This window comes from Natronosalvus rutilus, from assembly GCF_024204665.1.
Lineage (GTDB): Archaea > Halobacteriota > Halobacteria > Halobacteriales > Natrialbaceae > Natronosalvus > Natronosalvus rutilus.
The window spans coordinates 2634014-2651332 of the sequence record NZ_CP100355.1; the positions used below are offsets into that span (position 1 = coordinate 2634014).

Here is a 17319-nt window from a genome sequence, read left to right on the forward strand (position 1 = left end):
CGGCGACTCGGCGATTGCGGCCAGAACCGCACCGACCATCAGCCGTAAATAGCCCGTACAAGAGAGACACCGTATGGACGGCCGGGCGACCGCACCCGCTGCTGGGACGATACTCAACGCCCTAGCGACCGGTACGGGCGCTGCATTCGCAATCGACCTCGAGACGACCGCGACGGTCGAACTCGACGGTTCGGAGGGGTTCTCCGGGACGGTCGAGAGTGCTCCCGACGCCGACACTACGCTGATCGAACGCTGCGTCGAGCGCACGCTCGAGCACTACCGCGAGGCGGCCGATCTCGAGGAATCGGTCCAGGGCGGAACGGTCGCGACCGAGAGCGACGTCCCCCTCGCCTCGGGACTCAAGAGTTCGAGCGCCGCCGCCAACGCGACGGTACTCGCGACGCTCGACGCCCTCGGACTCGCCGACGACGTGGACCAACTCGAGGCCTGCCTGGTCGGCGTCGAGGCCGCCAGGGACGCGGGCGTCACCGTCACCGGAGCCCTCGACGACGCGAGCGCGAGCATGCTCGGGGGCGTTACGATCACCGACAACACGGAGGACCGCTTGCTCGAGCACGACCGGTCGGACTTCGCACGGCACGCCGCCATCTACACCCCGCCGGAACAGTCGTTCAGCGCCGACGCAGACGTCGACGCCTGCAAGCGGATCGACTCGATGGCCGACCTCGTCGCCGAACTCGCCCTCGACGGACGCTACACCGAGGCGATGACCGTCAACGGCTTCGCCTTCTGTGGCGCCCTCGAGTGTTCGACCCAACCGATGCTCGAAGCGCTTCCGGACGCTGCGGGCGTCTCGCTCTCCGGGACAGGCCCGAGTTACGTGGCCGTCGGTGATCGAGACGCGCTCGAGACAGTATGTGAGCGGTGGCGAGACAGGCCAGGGACGACGCGGCTGGTTCGAACGCGAACTGACGGAGCCACAACGTTATGACGAACGATTCAGAGACAACAGCTGACGAACCGAACGACGAGGGACGGATGCCCGAGGAGATGGACCTCGAGGAGTTACGCGAGGAAATCCAGGAGATCGACCAGGACCTCGTCGAGCTGATCGCGCGTCGAACCTACGTCGCGGACACCATTGCGAAGGTGAAAGCCGCCGAGGACTTACCCACGACGGACGAAACGCAAGAGGCTCGAGTGATGGAGCGAGCGGGCGAGAACGCGGATCGGTTCAATGTCGACGCAAACCTCGTCAAGGCGATCTTTCGATTGCTGATCGAGCTGAACAAGGTCGAGCAGCGAGAGAGTAGGTGACCGAATTCGGCTGTTTCAGAGCATTATTGCTGATTGGGTAGTCGTATCTTCGTCCGGCAGTTGTGTTTCCTTCGTCGCCGGATTAGTTATATGTCAGTTATCTCTCACTATAAGAAAGAACGGGGGCGTGCTTGCTCTGGTTACAACGCATCCGGCGTTCGTGACGCAGAGACGCGTGCGCGACCGACGGCAGTGATTACTACCGCAGCACTCGCTGCGATCGCCGCGCCAATAATGAGAACCATACTTGCCGTATGAAGCGCTTCGACGCCGAGTAGAGCACTCAGCTTTTTCAGAGCCACAGCCAGGCTTCCTGCGAGCAGTACTGCTGCGAAGTATTCCTTGATCTCGTCTTCGTCGACGAGCGTCGATGCTCCTGCACCGATGCGAGCACCAAGCGCACTTCCCACGAGTAGCAAACTAACAACGGGGAGGGAAACCGCGCCGGTTCGTGCGTAGACAAACGCGCCGAACGCACCAGACACGGTAATTTGGAGTATGTCAGTTCCGACGGCGATTCCAGCAGGAACGCCGAGTCAATACATCATCGCGGGCAGTAGCAGAAATCCTCCACCAACACCGAGGAATCCAGAGAGCGTTCCGACGGTCCCACCGATTGCCAGGATAACCCAGACTGACACCCTGACGTCACCGGTCAACGACACCATCGGAGGACAGTCAAAAGTTTGAACATGATTGGCGAGATCATCTCCGGGATATTCGTCCCTCTCCTGGCGTGCATCACGCAGGGTGAACAGTCCGACGAGGGCGAGAAGGGTGATGTACGCGAAGCCGATTGCGAGGTCAGCCGACCCGAACTCTTCCAGTACCACGACTGCTCGTCTCCCAACCTCGATTCCAGCTGTCATAGACACCGTCAGCGACGCGACGAGCTTGTAGTCGATCTGACCGTGGGTACGATGCCTGAGCGAACCCACAACGCCCGTCCCGAACACAAAGGCGAATCCACTTCCGACTGCCACTTTTGCCGGGTAGCCAAGGACGAGCAGTGCTGGCGTGACGAGGAACGACCCACCCATCCCGAAGAACCCGAAGAGAACACCGACCAGCAGACCAAATCCGACGAAGACGGCAATCCATACGAGGCTTAATCCGAGGAGTTCCATGCGGAGTCTCCACCGAGCAGGTCACGAATCGACGGTTCGACGATTGCCACGAGAGCGCCGTAACCGACGTACAGCACGATAACCTCGGCGAAAACGACGCCGACAATCGTCATAGCCTGCACAGTTCCACTCGGTACTGTATGCGTATCGCGGATGACGGGAACCGCAGCTGCGACCAGTAGAATGCCGATCAAAATCCAGGGTATACTCACGAACACGACACGAACGGTCAATGGTCGTTACGGATTTCCTATCATTTCACTCTTGAATTTACACATCGATGCTATCCCCGCCGTTGGTTTGCACGGCTCCGGACGGTGAGATGTTCTGGTTACGGCTGAAGAAATTCGTCGGGTCGTACTCGTCCTTCAGCGCAACTAATCGCTCGTAGGCGGGTCCGAACGTGGTCCGCATCATGTCCTCACCTTCCTCGAGAAATCCTGGAAAGTTGAGGTAGACTGACCCGTCCGAGAACTGGCGCATGTCGTCGAGACAGTCACGCACCCACCCGACGTTGGCGTCGTCATCCACCGGGTGTTCCCAGTTCGCTTCGACACCGAGCAAGAACGGAGCGTGCCGCCCCGCGAACGCACTATCCTCGACGACGACCTGGGAAATTGTACCCCCTAACTGCCAGACGTCGACCGTCGAGAGTGGGGAGGGCGCCACGTCGGCCCAGTAGGCAATGCGATCGATAGCGGACTCCGACAGGCCGTCGAGATACAGCAACTTCCAGTAGTAGTGCATCCCGTCGGGGTAGTCCTCGTCGAGGATCTGCTGGAGTTCGGTGTAGGGCATCACCCCGCTGAAATCGGCGATCGGCTCCGCGAGTTCACGCAGGGCCGACAGCGCTCGTGTCCCGTCGTCGACGGGCCCGGCATAGCACCCCATGATGGCGAACTTCTGCCGATGAACATCGTCGCCCTCGAATAGTTCTTCGTCGGGCAGTTCGCCCGCGAAGACGAGCGTGCTAACCGCATCGGGCGCGGATTCGGCGTATTCACGGAACGCTCGTAGGCAATCGGTCAGCTGGTCACTCGGATAGAACACCAGGCAGACCGCCACGTCGGGCCCAACCGGATGGAGCTCGAATTCGAAGCCGGTGACGACGCCAAAGTTCCCGCCGCCCCCGCGAAGGCCCCAGAAAAGCTCCTCGTGTGCATCCTCGCTGGCAGTCAGATAGTTGCCATCCGCGGTAACGAGATCTACGGAACGGAGGTTGTCACAGCTGAGCCCGTACTTGTACCGGAGATGGCCGATGCCACCGCCGAGGATGAGCCCCCCGACGCCCGTATCCGAAACGACGCCGCCGGGAGTCGCCAGCCCGAACGCCTGCGTCTCGTGGTCGACGTCTGCCCACGTGGCGCCGGCTTGAACCCACGCCGTCCGCTCGTCAGGGTCGACCCACACGCTCCTCATCTCGGACAGGTCGATAACGAGCCCATCATCGCAGACGGCAGTCCCGGCGACATTGTGGCCGCCGCCACGAATAGCCACCGCCAGGTCGTGTTCACGGGAGAAGTTCACCGCGCTGATGACGTCGGCGACTCTACGACACCGCGCGATGAGTGCGGGTCGCCTGTCGATCATCCCGTTCCAGACGGCTCGTGCGTGTCGTAGGCGGGATCAGCGGGTCGGATCAGGTCTCCGTGGAATACTCCTTCGAACTGTTCGGTCTGATCCTCGCCGACCTTCTGTCGTGTCATGCCAACCTGTACGACGTCACAGTCGTTGGCCTCACCTATCGAGCACTGTTCGATGGAGTGAGCGCCGTTTCAGACCGTAAGACGAGTTACGAAGCGTGAATGGGATAGAGTTACCGTCATTGCCAACAATTCTCTAGGGGGTGAGCCAGATGATGCCTGACGAACACGAGGGATGCGACGACGATCGTCATCCACAACCAGGCTCGCCGATCTTCGAGGCCATTCTGGAGAACGAGCGAAACCGTCGCCATCTCGGCCAGCGCCTGAACACCGCGGGCAATCGCGTGAACACAGACCTGCTCGGCGATATCGTCCGGCATGGTCCGGTCCTCGAAGCGCTCCTGGAAGAACCTCTCGACCGTCGAGAGATCGAAGACCGTCTCGACGTTTCTCGAGCAACGAGTCACCGCTTCACGCAGTGGCTCGACGAACAGGGATTCACCGAGAAAGTAGATGGGCGGTTTCAATTGACTGGACGAGGCGAAGTCGTTGCAGAGGAGGTGCTCCGGTTCGAGGCGAACGTACATACTGCACAGAAGCTGACACCGCTGCTCGACGTGATCTGTGAGGACCACCGGGAATTTGTCGTCGAGCCGTTCGTGGACGCCACAGTTACCGTCGCAGAACCAGATGACCCGTATCGACCTGTCGAGCGGTTTATCTCACTCGTTCAGGAGACGGAGACGTTCCGTGGGTTCAATACGACACACATGGCACCACTTGCTCTCGGCGGATTCCACGAGCAACTGTTCGATGCAACCGACACCGAAATCGTCTACCTTCCCCACATCGCCGAGAAACTCTTCGACACGTATCCCGAGCGTGCTCAGAAGGCGATTGAGAACGGCTACCTCGCCCTTCGAACGCGCAACCACCTGCCGTATGGACTCGCTCTCTTCGACGAGTGCGTCGGAATAGGAGGATACGACGAGACGACGGGGCACATGCAGGTGTTCGTCGAGACTGATGCACCGATTGCAATGGAGTGGGCCGAACGTGTGTACAACTCGGTCAGAGCGGATTCAGAATTGCTCGACAGCCGGAACGACCAAACAGACTGACGGTTCTTGGCCGTTTTGTACACACCGATTTCACGAGTGGGAGGGTGACATTTACGGTATCTATCTTCGGGCGGTTACATGCGAGTCGCCCCACGGCCTGCTGGAGGTATGGTACCTGAAGGAGGCCGATCTCGGACACGAGTCAGTGTTCGCGCGACCACGCGTCTTTACACCCTGTATCGCAGAATATGTAGAGGGAAATATCGCCGTCCTCAGATTCGTCGGTACACACGGGATGTCTTCTGCCTACTGTTACCGTCGACCCACAGTACGCGCAGGTATGCAACTCCGCGTTCGTACCGCCCGGTTCAGGAAGAGCCATCTGGCGGGTGTTGGCACACGCTGACGACCCCGTGGTTCGTCGCCGTGACGGTGTAGTCCCGATACGTGAACGTGAACGTCTGCTTCGATCGAGAATCGGTCTGCCGAAGTCGGACGAGGATTTCCGGATCGATGACGTCCGCCAGTAGCGGACTCATCTCCAGTACGTCTTCGTCGAGGACCTCAGCCAGCAACTCGAGAGCCGTGATCGGGAACGACTCGGCGTCGCCAACGTGTTGGGCGGTGGGGACGCTCGCCCGGTCCGTCACATTTGCTTCTTTCGCGAGGTAGTCACGCGGCGCGGCCATCGACGAATCGCGAAGTGGTTCTTCATCAGTCGTCATTACCCCGTTCTACTGGTCACGAGGGGATAAGGGCACGTTCTTACTCGTTAGAAATAGCGTCGCCGTCGTGTTCGACCCCTTCGAGCAACTTTCGACAGAGTCGCGCTTCCGCGTGGCGCAGGTGGTGGTGGAACGTCTGGCGTGTCACCCCCAGACGGGTCGCTAACTCGTCGCCAGTACTGTCTCGCGGCCAGTTGAAGTACCCGCCGTAGTAAGCTGCCTGCAAGGCCGTCCACTGGCGATCCGTGAGATCGTCCTCGACCAAATGGCGAAAGAGCCGTGAGCTGTACACGAGTCGCTGCGAGACGAGTCGCAGGTCAGAGACCACCTCTCGCCCGGCCGCGACCACTTCTGATACGTCCGCAGTCATCGGGAACTCCCCGATCATTGTGAGTGTGTCGGCATCGATCGTAGCGTACGCAAGCCGCCCGTCGAACTGCGCGAAAATGCTCATCAGCGAATCTTCCGTGACTTCGATTTCGAGGCGAAACTGTTCGCTGGTCGTGCTGAGCAAGCGGGCATCACGAACAGTTGGGAACGTATCGAGGACCTCGAAATACGCGTTCGGGTCGATACCGTACACGACCCAGTATTCCAGCTGACCGCCACCGTCCAGGGGGACGATGCCGTCGACCTCAGTGTGAAAATCGTCGTCGCTAGCGGCAGACGCCATCCTGGACACCGACTCGGACGCGAATTCGAGTTCGCGGACGTGTTCGGAGGTGAGTTCCAGCGCGCTGGCACCAGTAGCTGCCGAAGTCGGTGCGTCGGCGGCGGTCGGCAGCCACCAGACGCGAGCGCGGGCACCGACCTTCTTGCTTTCGAGGAAGCCCTCCGCTACCAACTGTTCCAACTTATCGTAGACTGTGCGGCGGGCAACGTCCACTGCGTCGGCAATCTCCGAGGTAGCCATCGGCTCGTGGGGGTTCGCTCTGTCCTCGAAGACCGTCAGCACCTGGTCTCGAGTCACTCGTTGGTCGGCGGGCACCACATCTCGTCTGTAACGGCTCGATTCCGAAAGGCGTTCCGTCCATCGTGGACGTCGTACGAACGAATCGCGAGCTCGCCACGATGGGTGGGTTGGTGGGTGACCCGAGACTCATCACGAGAAGACATCGGAGCAATGGAAAGAGGACTTTGCTGCTGGCAGCTCTCTCCACTCCTTTTCCCACCTCTTTCCGAACGAGTCAGCCTTCGCCTCGTGGTCGAACCTATATCACGTTATCTCCACTAGTACGGGTATGCCATCGTCGGGATCGGACGACGCAATCGAGTCGCGCCACGACGGGCGAACCAGCCCACCAGCGGCTATCGAGGTCGAGGGGCTCGAGCTCGTCTACGCCGACGGGACCGCCGCCGTACAGGGGGTGGACATGACGGTCCCGGAAGGGGAATTCTTCGGGTTTCTCGGTCCGAACGGCGCCGGCAAGACCACCACGATCAAAGTCTTCGCGACGCTCCTCTCGCCGACAAGCGGAAGGGTTCGCGTCAACGGATTCGACGTTCGAACGGAACCGCAAAGCGTACGGGAGACCATCGGGTACATGGCTCAGGAGACGAGCGTCGATCCGGAGCTCACCGCCGAAGAGAACGTTCGATTCGCCTGCGAGGCCTACGGAGTCCCTCGAGGCGAGCGATCCGAACGAGTCGACGAGCTACTCGACCTCGTCGATCTCGTGGACGTCGCTGACAAGCGGGCCGAAGAGTTCTCCGGCGGGATGAAAAAGCGCCTGGACGCCGCGACCGCGCTCGTTCACCGGCCGCCGTTGGTCTTCCTCGACGAACCGACGACCGGGCTCGATCCGAAGGCTCGGAACCGGTTGTGGGACTACTTCCGACGCATCAATGGACGAGGGACGACGATCTTCCTGACGACGCAGTACCTCGAGGAGGCCGACCAGCTCTGCGATCGGCTGGCGGTCATCTCGGGAGGCGAAATCGTCGCCGAGGGGAGCCCCGCCGAGCTGAAACGACGGGTCGGCGGCGAGGTCCTCGACGTGGAACTCGAGGGCGGACCCGCCAGTCGAGAACGGGCCGCGACGATCGCTCGAGCGTTCGACGCCTTTTCGGACGCCGCCGTCACGGAAACCGACGAGGGGATCAGCGTCACCGCCGAATCGGCCCGCCAGTACGGGACGGATCTGCTTGTCGCCCTCCGAGACGCCGAGTTGATCGTCACGGGGTTCAACATTAGAGCGCCGACGCTCGACGACGTGTTCCTCGCGATCACCGGCGAAGCGGTCGATTCCGACGGGAACGACGCCGCGCGAACGGAGGTGTCACGGTGAGCACCCCCGAGACCGAGGGTTCCGCTGGTACGTCTGTAGACCGACAGCCCGCCAGATCCGGAAACACGTTCGTCGGGGACGTCTGGGTGAACTTCAAGCGGTGGAACCTCAAGGCCGTCCGAAACCCGTTCGTCCTGGTCGTCTCCCTCGTCCAGCCGATAATCTTCCTCGTCCTGTTCACGGAGGTGTTCGGAAACGTCGCCGGAAGCGCCGTCGACCGCGGCATTCCGGGCATCAACTACGAGACGTTCCTCGTGCCGGCGATCGCCATCCAGGTGGCCCTCGCCGCGGCGGTCACCTCGGGGATCGGCCTGGTCAACGACATCGAGAACGGGATGTTCGAGAAGGTCCTCGTGACGCCGATGAACCGAACGGCCGTGTTCGTCGGCAAGACCGCTGCAGAGGTGTTCCGGATCTCCCTCCAGATCACCATCATCCTCGGTCTCGGCGTTCTCCTCGGGGCGGAAATCGTCACCGGATTCGTCGGTGCCGTCGGCATTGTCGCCGTGGGCATTCTGTTTTCGCTGTGGTTCGTCGCTCTCTCGAATTCGCTAGCGCTCCTCACCAGGGATCAGGAATCGACGATCATCGGCGCGAACCTGTTGCAGTTTCCCCTGTTGTTCCTGTCGAGCGCGTTTCTCCCGCTCGAGGCGCTGCCGAACTGGATCCAGACCTTCGCGCGCTACAACCCCGTCACCTACGGCGTCGATACCGCGCGCTCGCTCATGCTCGACCGGGACGTGATGACGGTGATCGACGTAACCTGGTTCGACGGAACCCTCGATGCCGTCGTCCCCGGTGTCGCAGTCCTGGCAGGGTTGGCTCTCGCGTTCGGTGCCGTCGCGGTCTACCTACTGTCTCGTGCCTCGAGTTCCGACGTGGTGTGAACCGTCGGAACGTCGTTCTGGACGCGAGTCAGTCGATTTGGTCCTGGATCACCATCACCTTCACCCGGCGTACTCCGTCGAAGTCGCGCAGTCGATAGGTGAGTTCTCGAACTCGGTCGGCACTCCCCCGGCAGAACAGCGACTCGAGACACCACTCCTGCTGGTGGGTGTGACTCGTGTTGAGGATGACGTCCTGAAACTCGTGCTGGGCAGTGTGGAGTTCACGGATGACCTCGTGGTGGCGGTAATCGAAGCCGATCAGGGCGACCACCTCGCCGGTCGTCTCCTCGAGTCGTGAGTGTGACTCGATATATTCGAGCATCGCCTCTCTCACGGCTCGAGAGCGGTTATCCAGCCCTTGGTCCTGCCAGACCTGGTCGAACGCGTCGACGACGTCGTCGGGAATGCTAAAACTCGTTCGCATGGTGGTGATTCGTTGGTGGAAAAAGCGCGCCGCGTATGATGAATCCCCCGTTCCGGTAGTAACAATGGTTAAGCAGGGGGTCCTGCGATATGCGACACGAATGATTCCGTCCGATCTGACAGGGCTGTTCCTCGGGGCGGTCGTCCTCGGGGCGATACACGGCATCGAGCCAGGGCACGGGTGGCCGGTGGCGGCGTCGTACGCCCTCGATCAGACGAACAAGTGGATGTACGGATTCGCGGCGAGTTTCATCCTCGGCGTCGGCCACCTCGTGAGCAGCATCGCGATGGTGGGGGCGTTCTTCTACGCGAAGTCGTACTTCGAACTCACGCAGGTGAACGAACCGCTGGCGATACTTGGTGGCGTGCAGATCGGCGGTCCGGTCAGTCTGGTCGCCGGCATTTTGCTCATCGGGCTCGGCATTCGTGAGTATCGTCACGGGCACAGTCATGGACACGGCCACTCCCACGAAGGGGACGGGCACGGCCACTCACACGATGGACATGGGCACTCACACGAGTCCCATCACCACGGGCACGAGCACGAAGACGACCACGACCATCACGACCACCACCACTACGAGCACGATCATCACAACCACCACGAAAGCGCCGCACTCCTGACCCGACTGAAACGCGCACTCCCGTTCGTCGGTGGCCACGATCACGACCACATCCACAGTCACAGGCACGGCAACCTCGAAGACGCCGCCGACCGCGGACTCCTCGGCATCGCCTGGTTCGCCTTCCTCCTCGGGTTCGCCCACGAGGAGGAGTTCGAAATCATCGCCCTCTGTTCGGGGTCGAACTACTGCCTCGAGTTGATGGCGGCCTATGCGATTACCGTCATCATCGGGATCGTCACCCTGACCATGCTCCTGGTCGCGGGTTACGAACGTCACGAAGAGACGGTCGAAAAGTACACGCCGTACCTGCCGGCGTTCTCGGCGGTCGTGCTCGTCGTGATGGGACTCGGGTTCGTCGCAGGAGTGCTGTGACTCCCTCAGCGGTTCGTCAGTCGATCAATGAAAATTCGCCGCAGAATCGCGTTTCAGTCTCGTAAAGAGTGAGAAAGCAGTCGGCTTACTGGAACGTCCGGCCGACCTGCTCTTCTTTCGGCTGGGGTTCGCTCGACTGGAACTGCGATTCGATCTCCTCGTAGCGCTCGCGCGTTTCCTGGGTCACGCTCGGCGGGACCTCCTCGAGCGCTTGCTCGAAGTGGGCCTCGCTGACCCGGACGTTCCCGACAGCCTCGCCGATGTCTTCGGGATCGACCGTCTCGATGAACTCGCGAGTCGCGGCCATCGACGCCTCGCGGCAGACAGCCTCGATGTCGGCGCCGACGTAGCCCTCAGTCTCGCTCGCGAGCCACTCGAGGTCGATTCCCTCGGCCAGTGGCTTGTCGCGGGTGTGGACCTCGAAGATCTTCTTGCGAGCCTCCTCGTCCGGCACGGGCACGTGGATGTGACGGTCGAGCCGTCCGGGCCGGAGCAGGGCCGTGTCGATCAGGTCCGGCCGGTTCGTCGTTGCGATGACGACCACGTCCTCGAGTTCCTCGAGGCCGTCGAGTTCGGTCAGTAGTTGGGAGACGACCCGCTCGCCGACGCCGGAGTCCATCTGGCCGCTGCCGCGTTCGGTCGCGATGGAGTCGATCTCGTCGAAGAAGATCACGGTCGGTGCGTTCGACCGGGCCTTCTCGAAGACCTCGCGGACGCCCTTCTCGGACTCGCCGACGTACTTGTTCAGCAGTTCGGGACCCTTGATCGAGATGAAGTTCGACTGGGCCTCGTTGGCGACGGCCTTCGCGAGCAGCGTCTTACCAGTCCCCGGCGGGCCGTACATGAGGACGCCCTTCGCGGCCTCCATGTCCATTGCCTGGAACACCTCGGGGTAGTCGAGCGGCCACTGGATGGTCTCCTGGAGCCGATCTTTCGTCTGCATGAGACCGCCGACGTCGTTCCAGGTGACGTTTGGCACTTCGACGAACACCTCGCGGAGCGCCGACGGCGTGATGCCCTTGAGCGCCTCCTTGAAGTCCTTCTCGGTGACGCGCAGGCGTTCGAGTACCTCGGCGTCGATCTCCTCCTGTTCGAGGTCGAGTTCGGGGCGAATGCGCCGGAGGGCGTTCATCGCCGCCTCCTTCGTCAGGCTCTCGAGGTCGGCGCCGACGAAACCGTGGGTGTTCTCGGCGTACTGGTCGAGGTCGACGCTGTCAGAGAGGGGCATCCCGCGGGTGTGAACCTGCAGGATTTCGGTCCGTCCGTCCTTGTCCGGGACGCCGATCTCGATCTCGCGGTCGAACCGGCCGCCACGTCGGAGCGCGGGGTCGATGGCGTCAACGCGGTTGGTCGCGGCGATGACGGTGACGCGTCCGCGTTCCTCGAGGCCGTCCATCAGCGAGAGCAGTTGGGCGACGACGCGTCGTTCGACGTCGCCGCCGGCGTCCTCGCGCTTGGCCGCGATCGAGTCGAGTTCGTCGACGAAGACGATCGCCGGGGCGTTCTCCTCGGCTTCCTCGAACACCTCGCGAAGCTTCTCTTCGGATTCGCCGTAGTACTTCGACATGATCTCCGGGCCGGAGATCGTCTGGAAGTGGGCATCGATCTCGTTGGCGACGGCTTTGGCCATCAGGGTCTTCCCCGTTCCCGGCGGACCGTGCAGGAGAACGCCCTTCGGCGGTTCGATGCCGAGCTGCTGGAACAGTTCCGGGTGGCGCATCGGCAACTCGATCATCTCGCGAACCTGATCGAGTTCGCTGTCGAGACCACCGATGTCCTCGTAGGTGACGTTCGGGATCCCTTCCTGGCCAGCGCCGCCGCCGGCGCTGATCTGTTCGGCAGGCGTCTCGGAGATCTGGATCTCCGTCGAGTCCGTGATCACGACCGTCCCTTTCGGGGACGTCGAGGCGATCTTCAGGGGGACCGACTGGCCGGAACTGGCCATCGGACCGAACGAGAGCGAGAAGGGTACCGTCTGGCCCTCGGTGACGGCCTGGCCGCTCAGCTTGTCGCGAACGAGCGGGCCGATGTCGCCGCGGATCCGGAGGTTCTGGGGAAGCGCCACGGAGACGCTCGAGGCCTGTTTCACGTCGGCTTTCTCGACAGTGACGCGGTCGTCGATGCCGACGCCGGCCTCTTGGCGGATGCGACCGTCGATGCGGATGACGCCTCGGCCCTCGTCCTCGGGATACCCCGGCCAGACGCGGGCGACGGCCCGGTCCTCGCCGTTGCCCTCGATCAGGATGTAATCGCCGTTCTCGAGGCCGAGTTCGCTCATCGACGAGCGGTCGATGGCGGCCAGTCCGCGACCTGCGTCTTTTTGCTTGAGGGGTCTGACGGTGAGTTTCATTGGGATGCCTCCAGGTCGATAGTGAGGACGCCGTTTTTCATAAACGCTTGCGCGTCACTCGCCTGTGCCGGCACCTCGAGTTCGTACTGTTCGTCGCCGGCGACGACGAGAACGGTCCCGTCGATGACCTCGACGGATGCGTCGGCGGAGTCGCCGCCGAAGTCGATGACGATCGTCGATCCCTCGTCGTTCTCGTACCGACGGACCAGTCGATCGTCGTCGCGAGCAAGTTGTGCTATTTTCATTGTAACTAACCCCAGGTAAGCTGTGCTACTATAAATACCTTTCGCTGAAGAATCGCAATACGTGAGTAGAAGAGCCAGATATCGATGGTGTGGCGGTCCCACTTCGTCTGGTCGACAAGAACCGACGACAACAGTGACGGGACGAACGATCACCGTCATCCCCACTTATCAGGGCGCCCGTCGTGTATATGCGTATGCACACGGTGGAACACCAAGGACGCGAAACGGCATACGTGCGTGCCGACCGTGACGGATCGGGGGACCCAATCTGTTTCGTTCACGGAAGCGGCGGTTCGAGCGCCGTCTGGAAGTCCCAGCACCGACTCGGTAGCCAGCGACCCATCGTCGCGCTAGACCTGAGCGGCCACGGAGATTCCGAAGAAGTCGAGGCAAGTCCGGGCTACACGACGCTCTCGGCGTACGCCGACGACGTCATCGCGGTCCTCGATGAGACGGGCGCACGCATGCTCATCGGCAACTCTCTGGGTGGGGCGATCACCATGCACGTCCTCCTGGAGCGGGCGGACGAAGTCGACCTCGACGGAGCGATACTGACCGGAACGGGGGCACGACTGGGCGTACTCGAGGACCTCCGGTGGTGGCTCGAGAACGACTTCGAGCGGGCGATCGAGTTCCTGCACGAACCGGACCGGCTCTTTCACGACCCGGACCAGCGCCTGCGGACGATTTCGATGGAGACGATGCGCGAGTGCGGGCAAACGGTCACGCGACGGGACTTCCTCACGTGCCACGAGTTCGACGTCAGGGACCGACTCCACGAAATAGACGTTCCCGTCCGGGCAATCTACGGCGAACACGACCAGCTGACGCCGCCGTGGTTCCACGAGTACCTCGTCGAGGAGATTCCGGACGCTGACGGGGTCGAGGTCCCCGACGCAGCCCACCTCTCGATGCTCGAGCGACCGACCGCGTTCAACGAAGCGCTGGTCGGATTCCTCAAGAGAACATAGATTGTATCTGTCTATATAGCACTACATATGTGACGTATTCTCGAGTGTCTACTCTCGATCAAAATAGTCCAGTATAGAATTTCGGGTTGGCAAGTGGTGGTTTCCGGTAGCTCTTTCCCGTACGTACGCCTGTCGAAAACGAGCCCGATGGTACGAATTTACCGAGGCATGCTGCTGAGACGAGCACGATCTATAGATTTGTATAGATTTATATGTTCGTGATTGCGTGGTTCCGGTATGGAGACGCGAAAAGTCCAGGTGACCGGCGGGTCGACGTACACCGTCTCGCTCCCGAAGTCCTGGGCAACCGCGAACGACGTCAGCGCCGGATCGGTCGTCGAGTGCTACCCAGAGGACGACGCCCTCCTGTTGACGCCCCAGCGTGAGAGCGACCGCCAGAAGGGAACCCTCGACATCTCGAACCTCGAGGGCGAGCGCCTCACGCGGGCGGTCATGACGATGTACGTCAGCGGCTTCGACATCATCGCACTCGAGGCCAGCCGCATCACGACCGACCAGCGCCGGGCGATCAGGAGCGCGACCCAGGGGCTAGTCGGCGTTGAAGTTCTCGAGGAAACGACCAACAGCGTCGTCATCCAGGACTTGCTCGACTCCTCGGAGCTGTCCATCGTCAACGCCGTCAACCGCATGCGCCTGATCGCCGCCTCCATGCTCGAGGACGCCGTCACGGCGCTCATCGAGAACGACGACGACATCGCTCGCGACGTGATCGAGCGCGACGACGACGTCGACCGGCTCTGGCTCGTCGTCTCTCGCATCTTCCGTGCGACGCTCCGATCACCCCGAGCCTCCGAGGAACTCGGCGTTTCACGGGAGGACTGCTTCGACTACCACTCGAGTGCCCGGCAACTCGAGCGCGTCGCCGACCACGCGGTCAAGATCAGCAAACTTGCGATGAAGCTCGAGGACGTATCCGAGGAGGTCGCCGATGCGCTAGTCGAGCTGTACGACGAGACGTTCGACGTCTTCGAGAAGTCCCTCGACGCGCTCTTCGCCGACGACAGCGACGAGGCGACGGAGCTGGGTCACGACGCGCTCGAGGCCGTCCTCGAGATCGACGAGCACACGCGATCGATCGACCACATGCTTCGAAACCTCGACTCGGTCCAGGCCCAGTCGCTCGGTTTGATCGTCGACTCGCTCTCCCGAAGCGCCGACTATGGCGGGAACATCGCGGAGACGGCTCTTCAGAAGGCGGCGCCCCGTCCCTGATCCCGATCGCCCCTTCTCGCCAGTCGTCCGTATCGGTACGGAGCCGTCCAGAGGAGTCGGGAGCACAATTAGCATCGGTTTTCACTCGTTCGTGTGAGAGGCCGAATACAGGGCCCTCCAGGGGCGCTGGTACGCCAATGTCACCTGCGCAAAACGGTTCCAATCCGCGAACGGCCGACGAGCTCGACGACGAAACGACTCCGCCGATGTACACCGCCGTCGTCGTCCGCTACGACAACCGTCCCGACCGGTGTACGATCGCACCGAAGGAAGCGTCTGCAGACGAGGACAGGTTCGACACGGTGACGACGTGGCTCACCGCAAACGCAGACGTGTTCGTCGACCTCGAGGAGATGCGGTGACAGTGACGGTGAATCGACGAACGAGCGCTTACTCGAGAAGGACGGCGTTGACCTGACCAACCTGCCCGGGTCGCGAGGTGACGCGAGCCTGGCCTTCGCTCGTGTCGATGACGGCGCCTTTCGTGATGATGTTTCGACGCACGTAGTTCGGGTTGGCGTCGTTCTCGACGACGTCCGTGATCTCGGCGGTCACCGTTTCCTCGCCCGTGCTGACGCTGACGACGTCCGTCGCGAGGGCGCGGGTCTTCTCGCTGTTGCCGCGGGCGTCGATGGTGCGGAAGCGAGGCTCGCCGACCTGGGTCTCGGTCGGGTGGCGACCGAGCTGGTGTTTGCGTCGGTTGTTGAAGGGCTTCAGTCGTCCGCCGGTGCGCTTGCGCGTAGAGCGTCCCTGATCTTTCATACGCTCACGAAGTCGCGGCGCATACTTGAATGCACCTCTTCGGATCGACGCCTCGAGCCGGTAGTCCGACCTACTCGTTCGGACTCGAGACTGCCGACGACTCGATTCGAAGCGTGGCCGCTCGAGCGGTCGCTGTTGCTGAACGTACGCCTATATAGACGCGTATAGCGATCACAGGGCCGATAGAGGGGTCATAGCATCGTATTTACCCGATCCTCGGCGACGCTTACCTGATGACGGACAACACGTCCGAGAAATCGGTTAGTGGGGTATCGAGGCGAGCGTTCATCATTACGACCGGCGTCACCGGCGCCACCGGGTTCGCGGGTTGTCTCGAGAGCGAGGAAGATTCGAGCGGCAACGGGAACGGCAATGGCAACGGTGGGAACGGGAACGGAAACGGAAACGGAAACGGAGCAAGCGCCTCTCTCTCCGGCGAGATCAATATCGCTGGGTCGAGCACGGTCTTCCCGCTCATGAGTGCGGTCGCAGAGGAGTTCCAGAAAGAACACGAGGTCGTCCGGATCGACGTCAGTTCGACCGGCTCAGGTGGCGGTTTCTCGAACCACTTCTGTCCCGGCAACACGCACTTCAACAACGCCAGCCGGCCGATCAAACCGGAAGAGGAGGAGCTCTGTGCCGACAACGGCGTCGAGTACGTCGAACTGATCGCCGCGACGGACGCCCTGACCGTCGTCATCAACAACGACAACGACTTCGCGACCGAGATGACGGTCGACGAACTCGCCCAGATCTGGGAGGCCGACGCCGCCGAGACGTGGACCGAGGTCAATTCCGAGTGGCCCGACGAACCGATCGAGCGCTACGGCGCCGACGAAACCAGCGGCACGTACGACTACTTCGTCGAGAACGTCACGGGTGAAGACCGCGGCCACACCGACGACTACCAGGCGACCGAGCAGGACAACACCATCGTGCAAGGCGTTCAGGGGAGCGAGTTCGCGATTGGCTACTTCGGTTTCGCGTACTACTACCAGAACCCCGACCAGGTGACGGCCGTCGCCATCGACGACGGGGACGGCCCCGTCGAGCCGAACCTCGAGACGGCGGCCTCGGGCGAGTACACCCCGCTGTCGCGCTCGCTGTTCACTTACCCGTCGATGGACGCACTGGCGGAGGAGCACGTCGCAGAGTTTGCCCGGTACTTCGTCGACCAGACCGACAACGAGCAACTCGTCGCCGAGGAGGTCGGCTACGTGCCCGCCACCGACGAAACCAAAGAAGCGCAGATGCAGACGCTCGAGGACGCGATCAGCGAGGCACAGGGCTAATTCAACACATGACCCGTCGTACTGTTCGAATCC

General features: G+C 61.9%; 18 protein-coding genes and 2 pseudogenes. 10 read left to right on the top strand and 10 right to left on the bottom strand.

Translation table 11 applies throughout. From position 1 onward, the window contains the following. Window positions 1–73: 73 nt before the first annotated feature. The gene (locus NGM29_RS12590) at window positions 74–952 is read left to right on the top strand and encodes a shikimate kinase (protein ID WP_254156607.1); all 879 of its coding nucleotides are present in this window, start codon (window positions 74–76) and stop codon (window positions 950–952) included. Further along, entirely contained in the window at window positions 949–1278 is a 330-nt protein-coding gene (locus NGM29_RS12595) for a chorismate mutase (protein ID WP_254156609.1), read from the top strand. Before NGM29_RS12590 ends, NGM29_RS12595 begins: the two co-directional genes overlap by 4 nt. Window positions 1279–1418: 140 nt before the next feature. Here NGM29_RS12595 and NGM29_RS21485 read toward each other — a convergent pair. The 3 genes and pseudogenes from NGM29_RS21485 to NGM29_RS12610 all read right to left on the bottom strand — a co-directional run bounded on the left by NGM29_RS21485 (window position 1419) and on the right by NGM29_RS12610 (window position 4111). Next, window positions 1419–2405 (bottom strand): annotated as a pseudogene (locus NGM29_RS21485) (sulfite exporter TauE/SafE family protein). After that, the gene (locus tag NGM29_RS12605) at window positions 2387–2560 is read right to left on the bottom strand and encodes a DUF7512 family protein (protein ID WP_425499263.1); all 174 of its coding nucleotides are present in this window, start codon (window positions 2558–2560) and stop codon (window positions 2387–2389) included. The pseudogene NGM29_RS21485 and the gene NGM29_RS12605 overlap by 19 nt, the downstream one beginning before the upstream one ends. 115 nt (window positions 2561–2675) lie before the next feature. Next, window positions 2676–4111, bottom strand: a pseudogene (locus tag NGM29_RS12610) (FAD-binding oxidoreductase). Between the two features lie 149 nt (window positions 4112–4260). On the opposite strand from NGM29_RS12610, the gene NGM29_RS12615 reads away from it, so the two are divergent. Continuing rightward, window positions 4261–5172 carry a helix-turn-helix transcriptional regulator gene (locus tag NGM29_RS12615; protein ID WP_425499144.1) on the top strand — a complete coding sequence of 304 codons (912 nt, stop codon included), beginning with the start codon at window positions 4261–4263 and terminating at the stop codon, window positions 5170–5172. Between the two features lie 142 nt (window positions 5173–5314). Here NGM29_RS12615 and NGM29_RS21490 read toward each other — a convergent pair whose 3' ends face one another. The 3 genes from NGM29_RS21490 to NGM29_RS12625 are packed head-to-tail and all read right to left on the bottom strand — an operon-like array spanning window position 5315 to window position 6825. Then, entirely contained in the window at window positions 5315–5494 is a 180-nt protein-coding gene (locus NGM29_RS21490) for a DUF7576 family protein (protein ID WP_425499145.1), read from the bottom strand. Beyond that, entirely contained in the window at window positions 5481–5837 is a 357-nt protein-coding gene (locus tag NGM29_RS12620) for a HalOD1 output domain-containing protein (RefSeq protein WP_254156615.1), read from the bottom strand. The genes NGM29_RS21490 and NGM29_RS12620 overlap by 14 nt, the downstream gene beginning before the upstream one ends. Before the next feature lie 40 nt (window positions 5838–5877). Next, a complete protein-coding gene (locus NGM29_RS12625; protein WP_254156616.1) occupies window positions 5878–6825 on the bottom strand; it encodes a bacterio-opsin activator domain-containing protein in 948 nt (315 codons plus the stop codon). A gap of 253 nt (window positions 6826–7078) precedes the next feature. Between NGM29_RS12625 and NGM29_RS12630 the strand changes: the two genes are divergently transcribed. Together NGM29_RS12630 and NGM29_RS12635 are read left to right on the top strand one after the other, a co-directional pair. Further along, window positions 7079–8125: an ABC transporter ATP-binding protein gene (locus NGM29_RS12630; protein WP_254156617.1), complete on the top strand. Its 1047-nt coding sequence runs from the start codon at window positions 7079–7081 to the stop codon at window positions 8123–8125. Then, window positions 8122–9012: an ABC transporter permease gene (locus NGM29_RS12635; protein WP_254156618.1), complete on the top strand. Its 891-nt coding sequence runs from the start codon at window positions 8122–8124 to the stop codon at window positions 9010–9012. The genes NGM29_RS12630 and NGM29_RS12635 overlap by 4 nt, the downstream gene beginning before the upstream one ends. A gap of 28 nt (window positions 9013–9040) precedes the next feature. On the opposite strand, the gene NGM29_RS12640 is transcribed toward NGM29_RS12635, so the two are convergent. Next, window positions 9041–9436 (bottom strand): CopG family ribbon-helix-helix protein, encoded by a 396-nt coding sequence (locus NGM29_RS12640; RefSeq protein ID WP_254156620.1) that lies wholly within the window; start codon window positions 9434–9436, stop codon window positions 9041–9043. 100 nt (window positions 9437–9536) lie between these two features. On the opposite strand from NGM29_RS12640, the gene NGM29_RS12645 reads away from it, so the two are divergent. Next, on the top strand, window positions 9537–10433 hold the full coding sequence (locus NGM29_RS12645; protein ID WP_254156622.1) for a hypothetical protein: 897 nt from the start codon (window positions 9537–9539) through the stop codon (window positions 10431–10433). Window positions 10434–10518: 85 nt separating this feature from the next. Here the strand turns inward: NGM29_RS12645 and NGM29_RS12650 are convergent, their stop codons facing one another. Then, window positions 10519–12783: a CDC48 family AAA ATPase gene (locus NGM29_RS12650; protein WP_254156624.1), complete on the bottom strand. Its 2265-nt coding sequence runs from the start codon at window positions 12781–12783 to the stop codon at window positions 10519–10521. Then, on the bottom strand, window positions 12780–13028 hold the full coding sequence (locus NGM29_RS12655; RefSeq protein WP_254156626.1) for a DUF7127 family protein: 249 nt from the start codon (window positions 13026–13028) through the stop codon (window positions 12780–12782). The genes NGM29_RS12650 and NGM29_RS12655 overlap by 4 nt, the downstream gene beginning before the upstream one ends. A 194-nt stretch (window positions 13029–13222) precedes the next feature. Between NGM29_RS12655 and NGM29_RS12660 the strand changes: the two genes are divergently transcribed. The 3 genes from NGM29_RS12660 (at window position 13223) to NGM29_RS12670 (ending at window position 15594) form a co-directional block, all read left to right on the top strand. Further along, entirely contained in the window at window positions 13223–13999 is a 777-nt protein-coding gene (locus tag NGM29_RS12660) for an alpha/beta fold hydrolase (RefSeq protein WP_254156628.1), read from the top strand. 237 nt (window positions 14000–14236) lie between these two features. Then, complete coding sequence (locus NGM29_RS12665; protein WP_254156629.1) at window positions 14237–15232, top strand: phosphate signaling complex PhoU family protein; 996 nt, start codon at window positions 14237–14239, stop codon at window positions 15230–15232. 137 nt (window positions 15233–15369) lie between these two features. After that, window positions 15370–15594: a DUF7511 domain-containing protein gene (locus tag NGM29_RS12670; protein WP_254156630.1), complete on the top strand. Its 225-nt coding sequence runs from the start codon at window positions 15370–15372 to the stop codon at window positions 15592–15594. 28 nt (window positions 15595–15622) lie between these two features. Here the strand turns inward: NGM29_RS12670 and NGM29_RS12675 are convergent, their stop codons facing one another. Continuing rightward, complete coding sequence (locus NGM29_RS12675; RefSeq protein ID WP_253435829.1) at window positions 15623–15994, bottom strand: 30S ribosomal protein S8e; 372 nt, start codon at window positions 15992–15994, stop codon at window positions 15623–15625. A gap of 233 nt (window positions 15995–16227) precedes the next feature. On the opposite strand from NGM29_RS12675, the gene NGM29_RS12680 reads away from it, so the two are divergent. Beyond that, window positions 16228–17286, top strand: coding sequence for a PstS family phosphate ABC transporter substrate-binding protein (locus NGM29_RS12680; RefSeq protein WP_254156631.1), 1059 nt, complete (start codon window positions 16228–16230; stop codon window positions 17284–17286). Window positions 17287–17319: the final 33 nt, after the last annotated feature.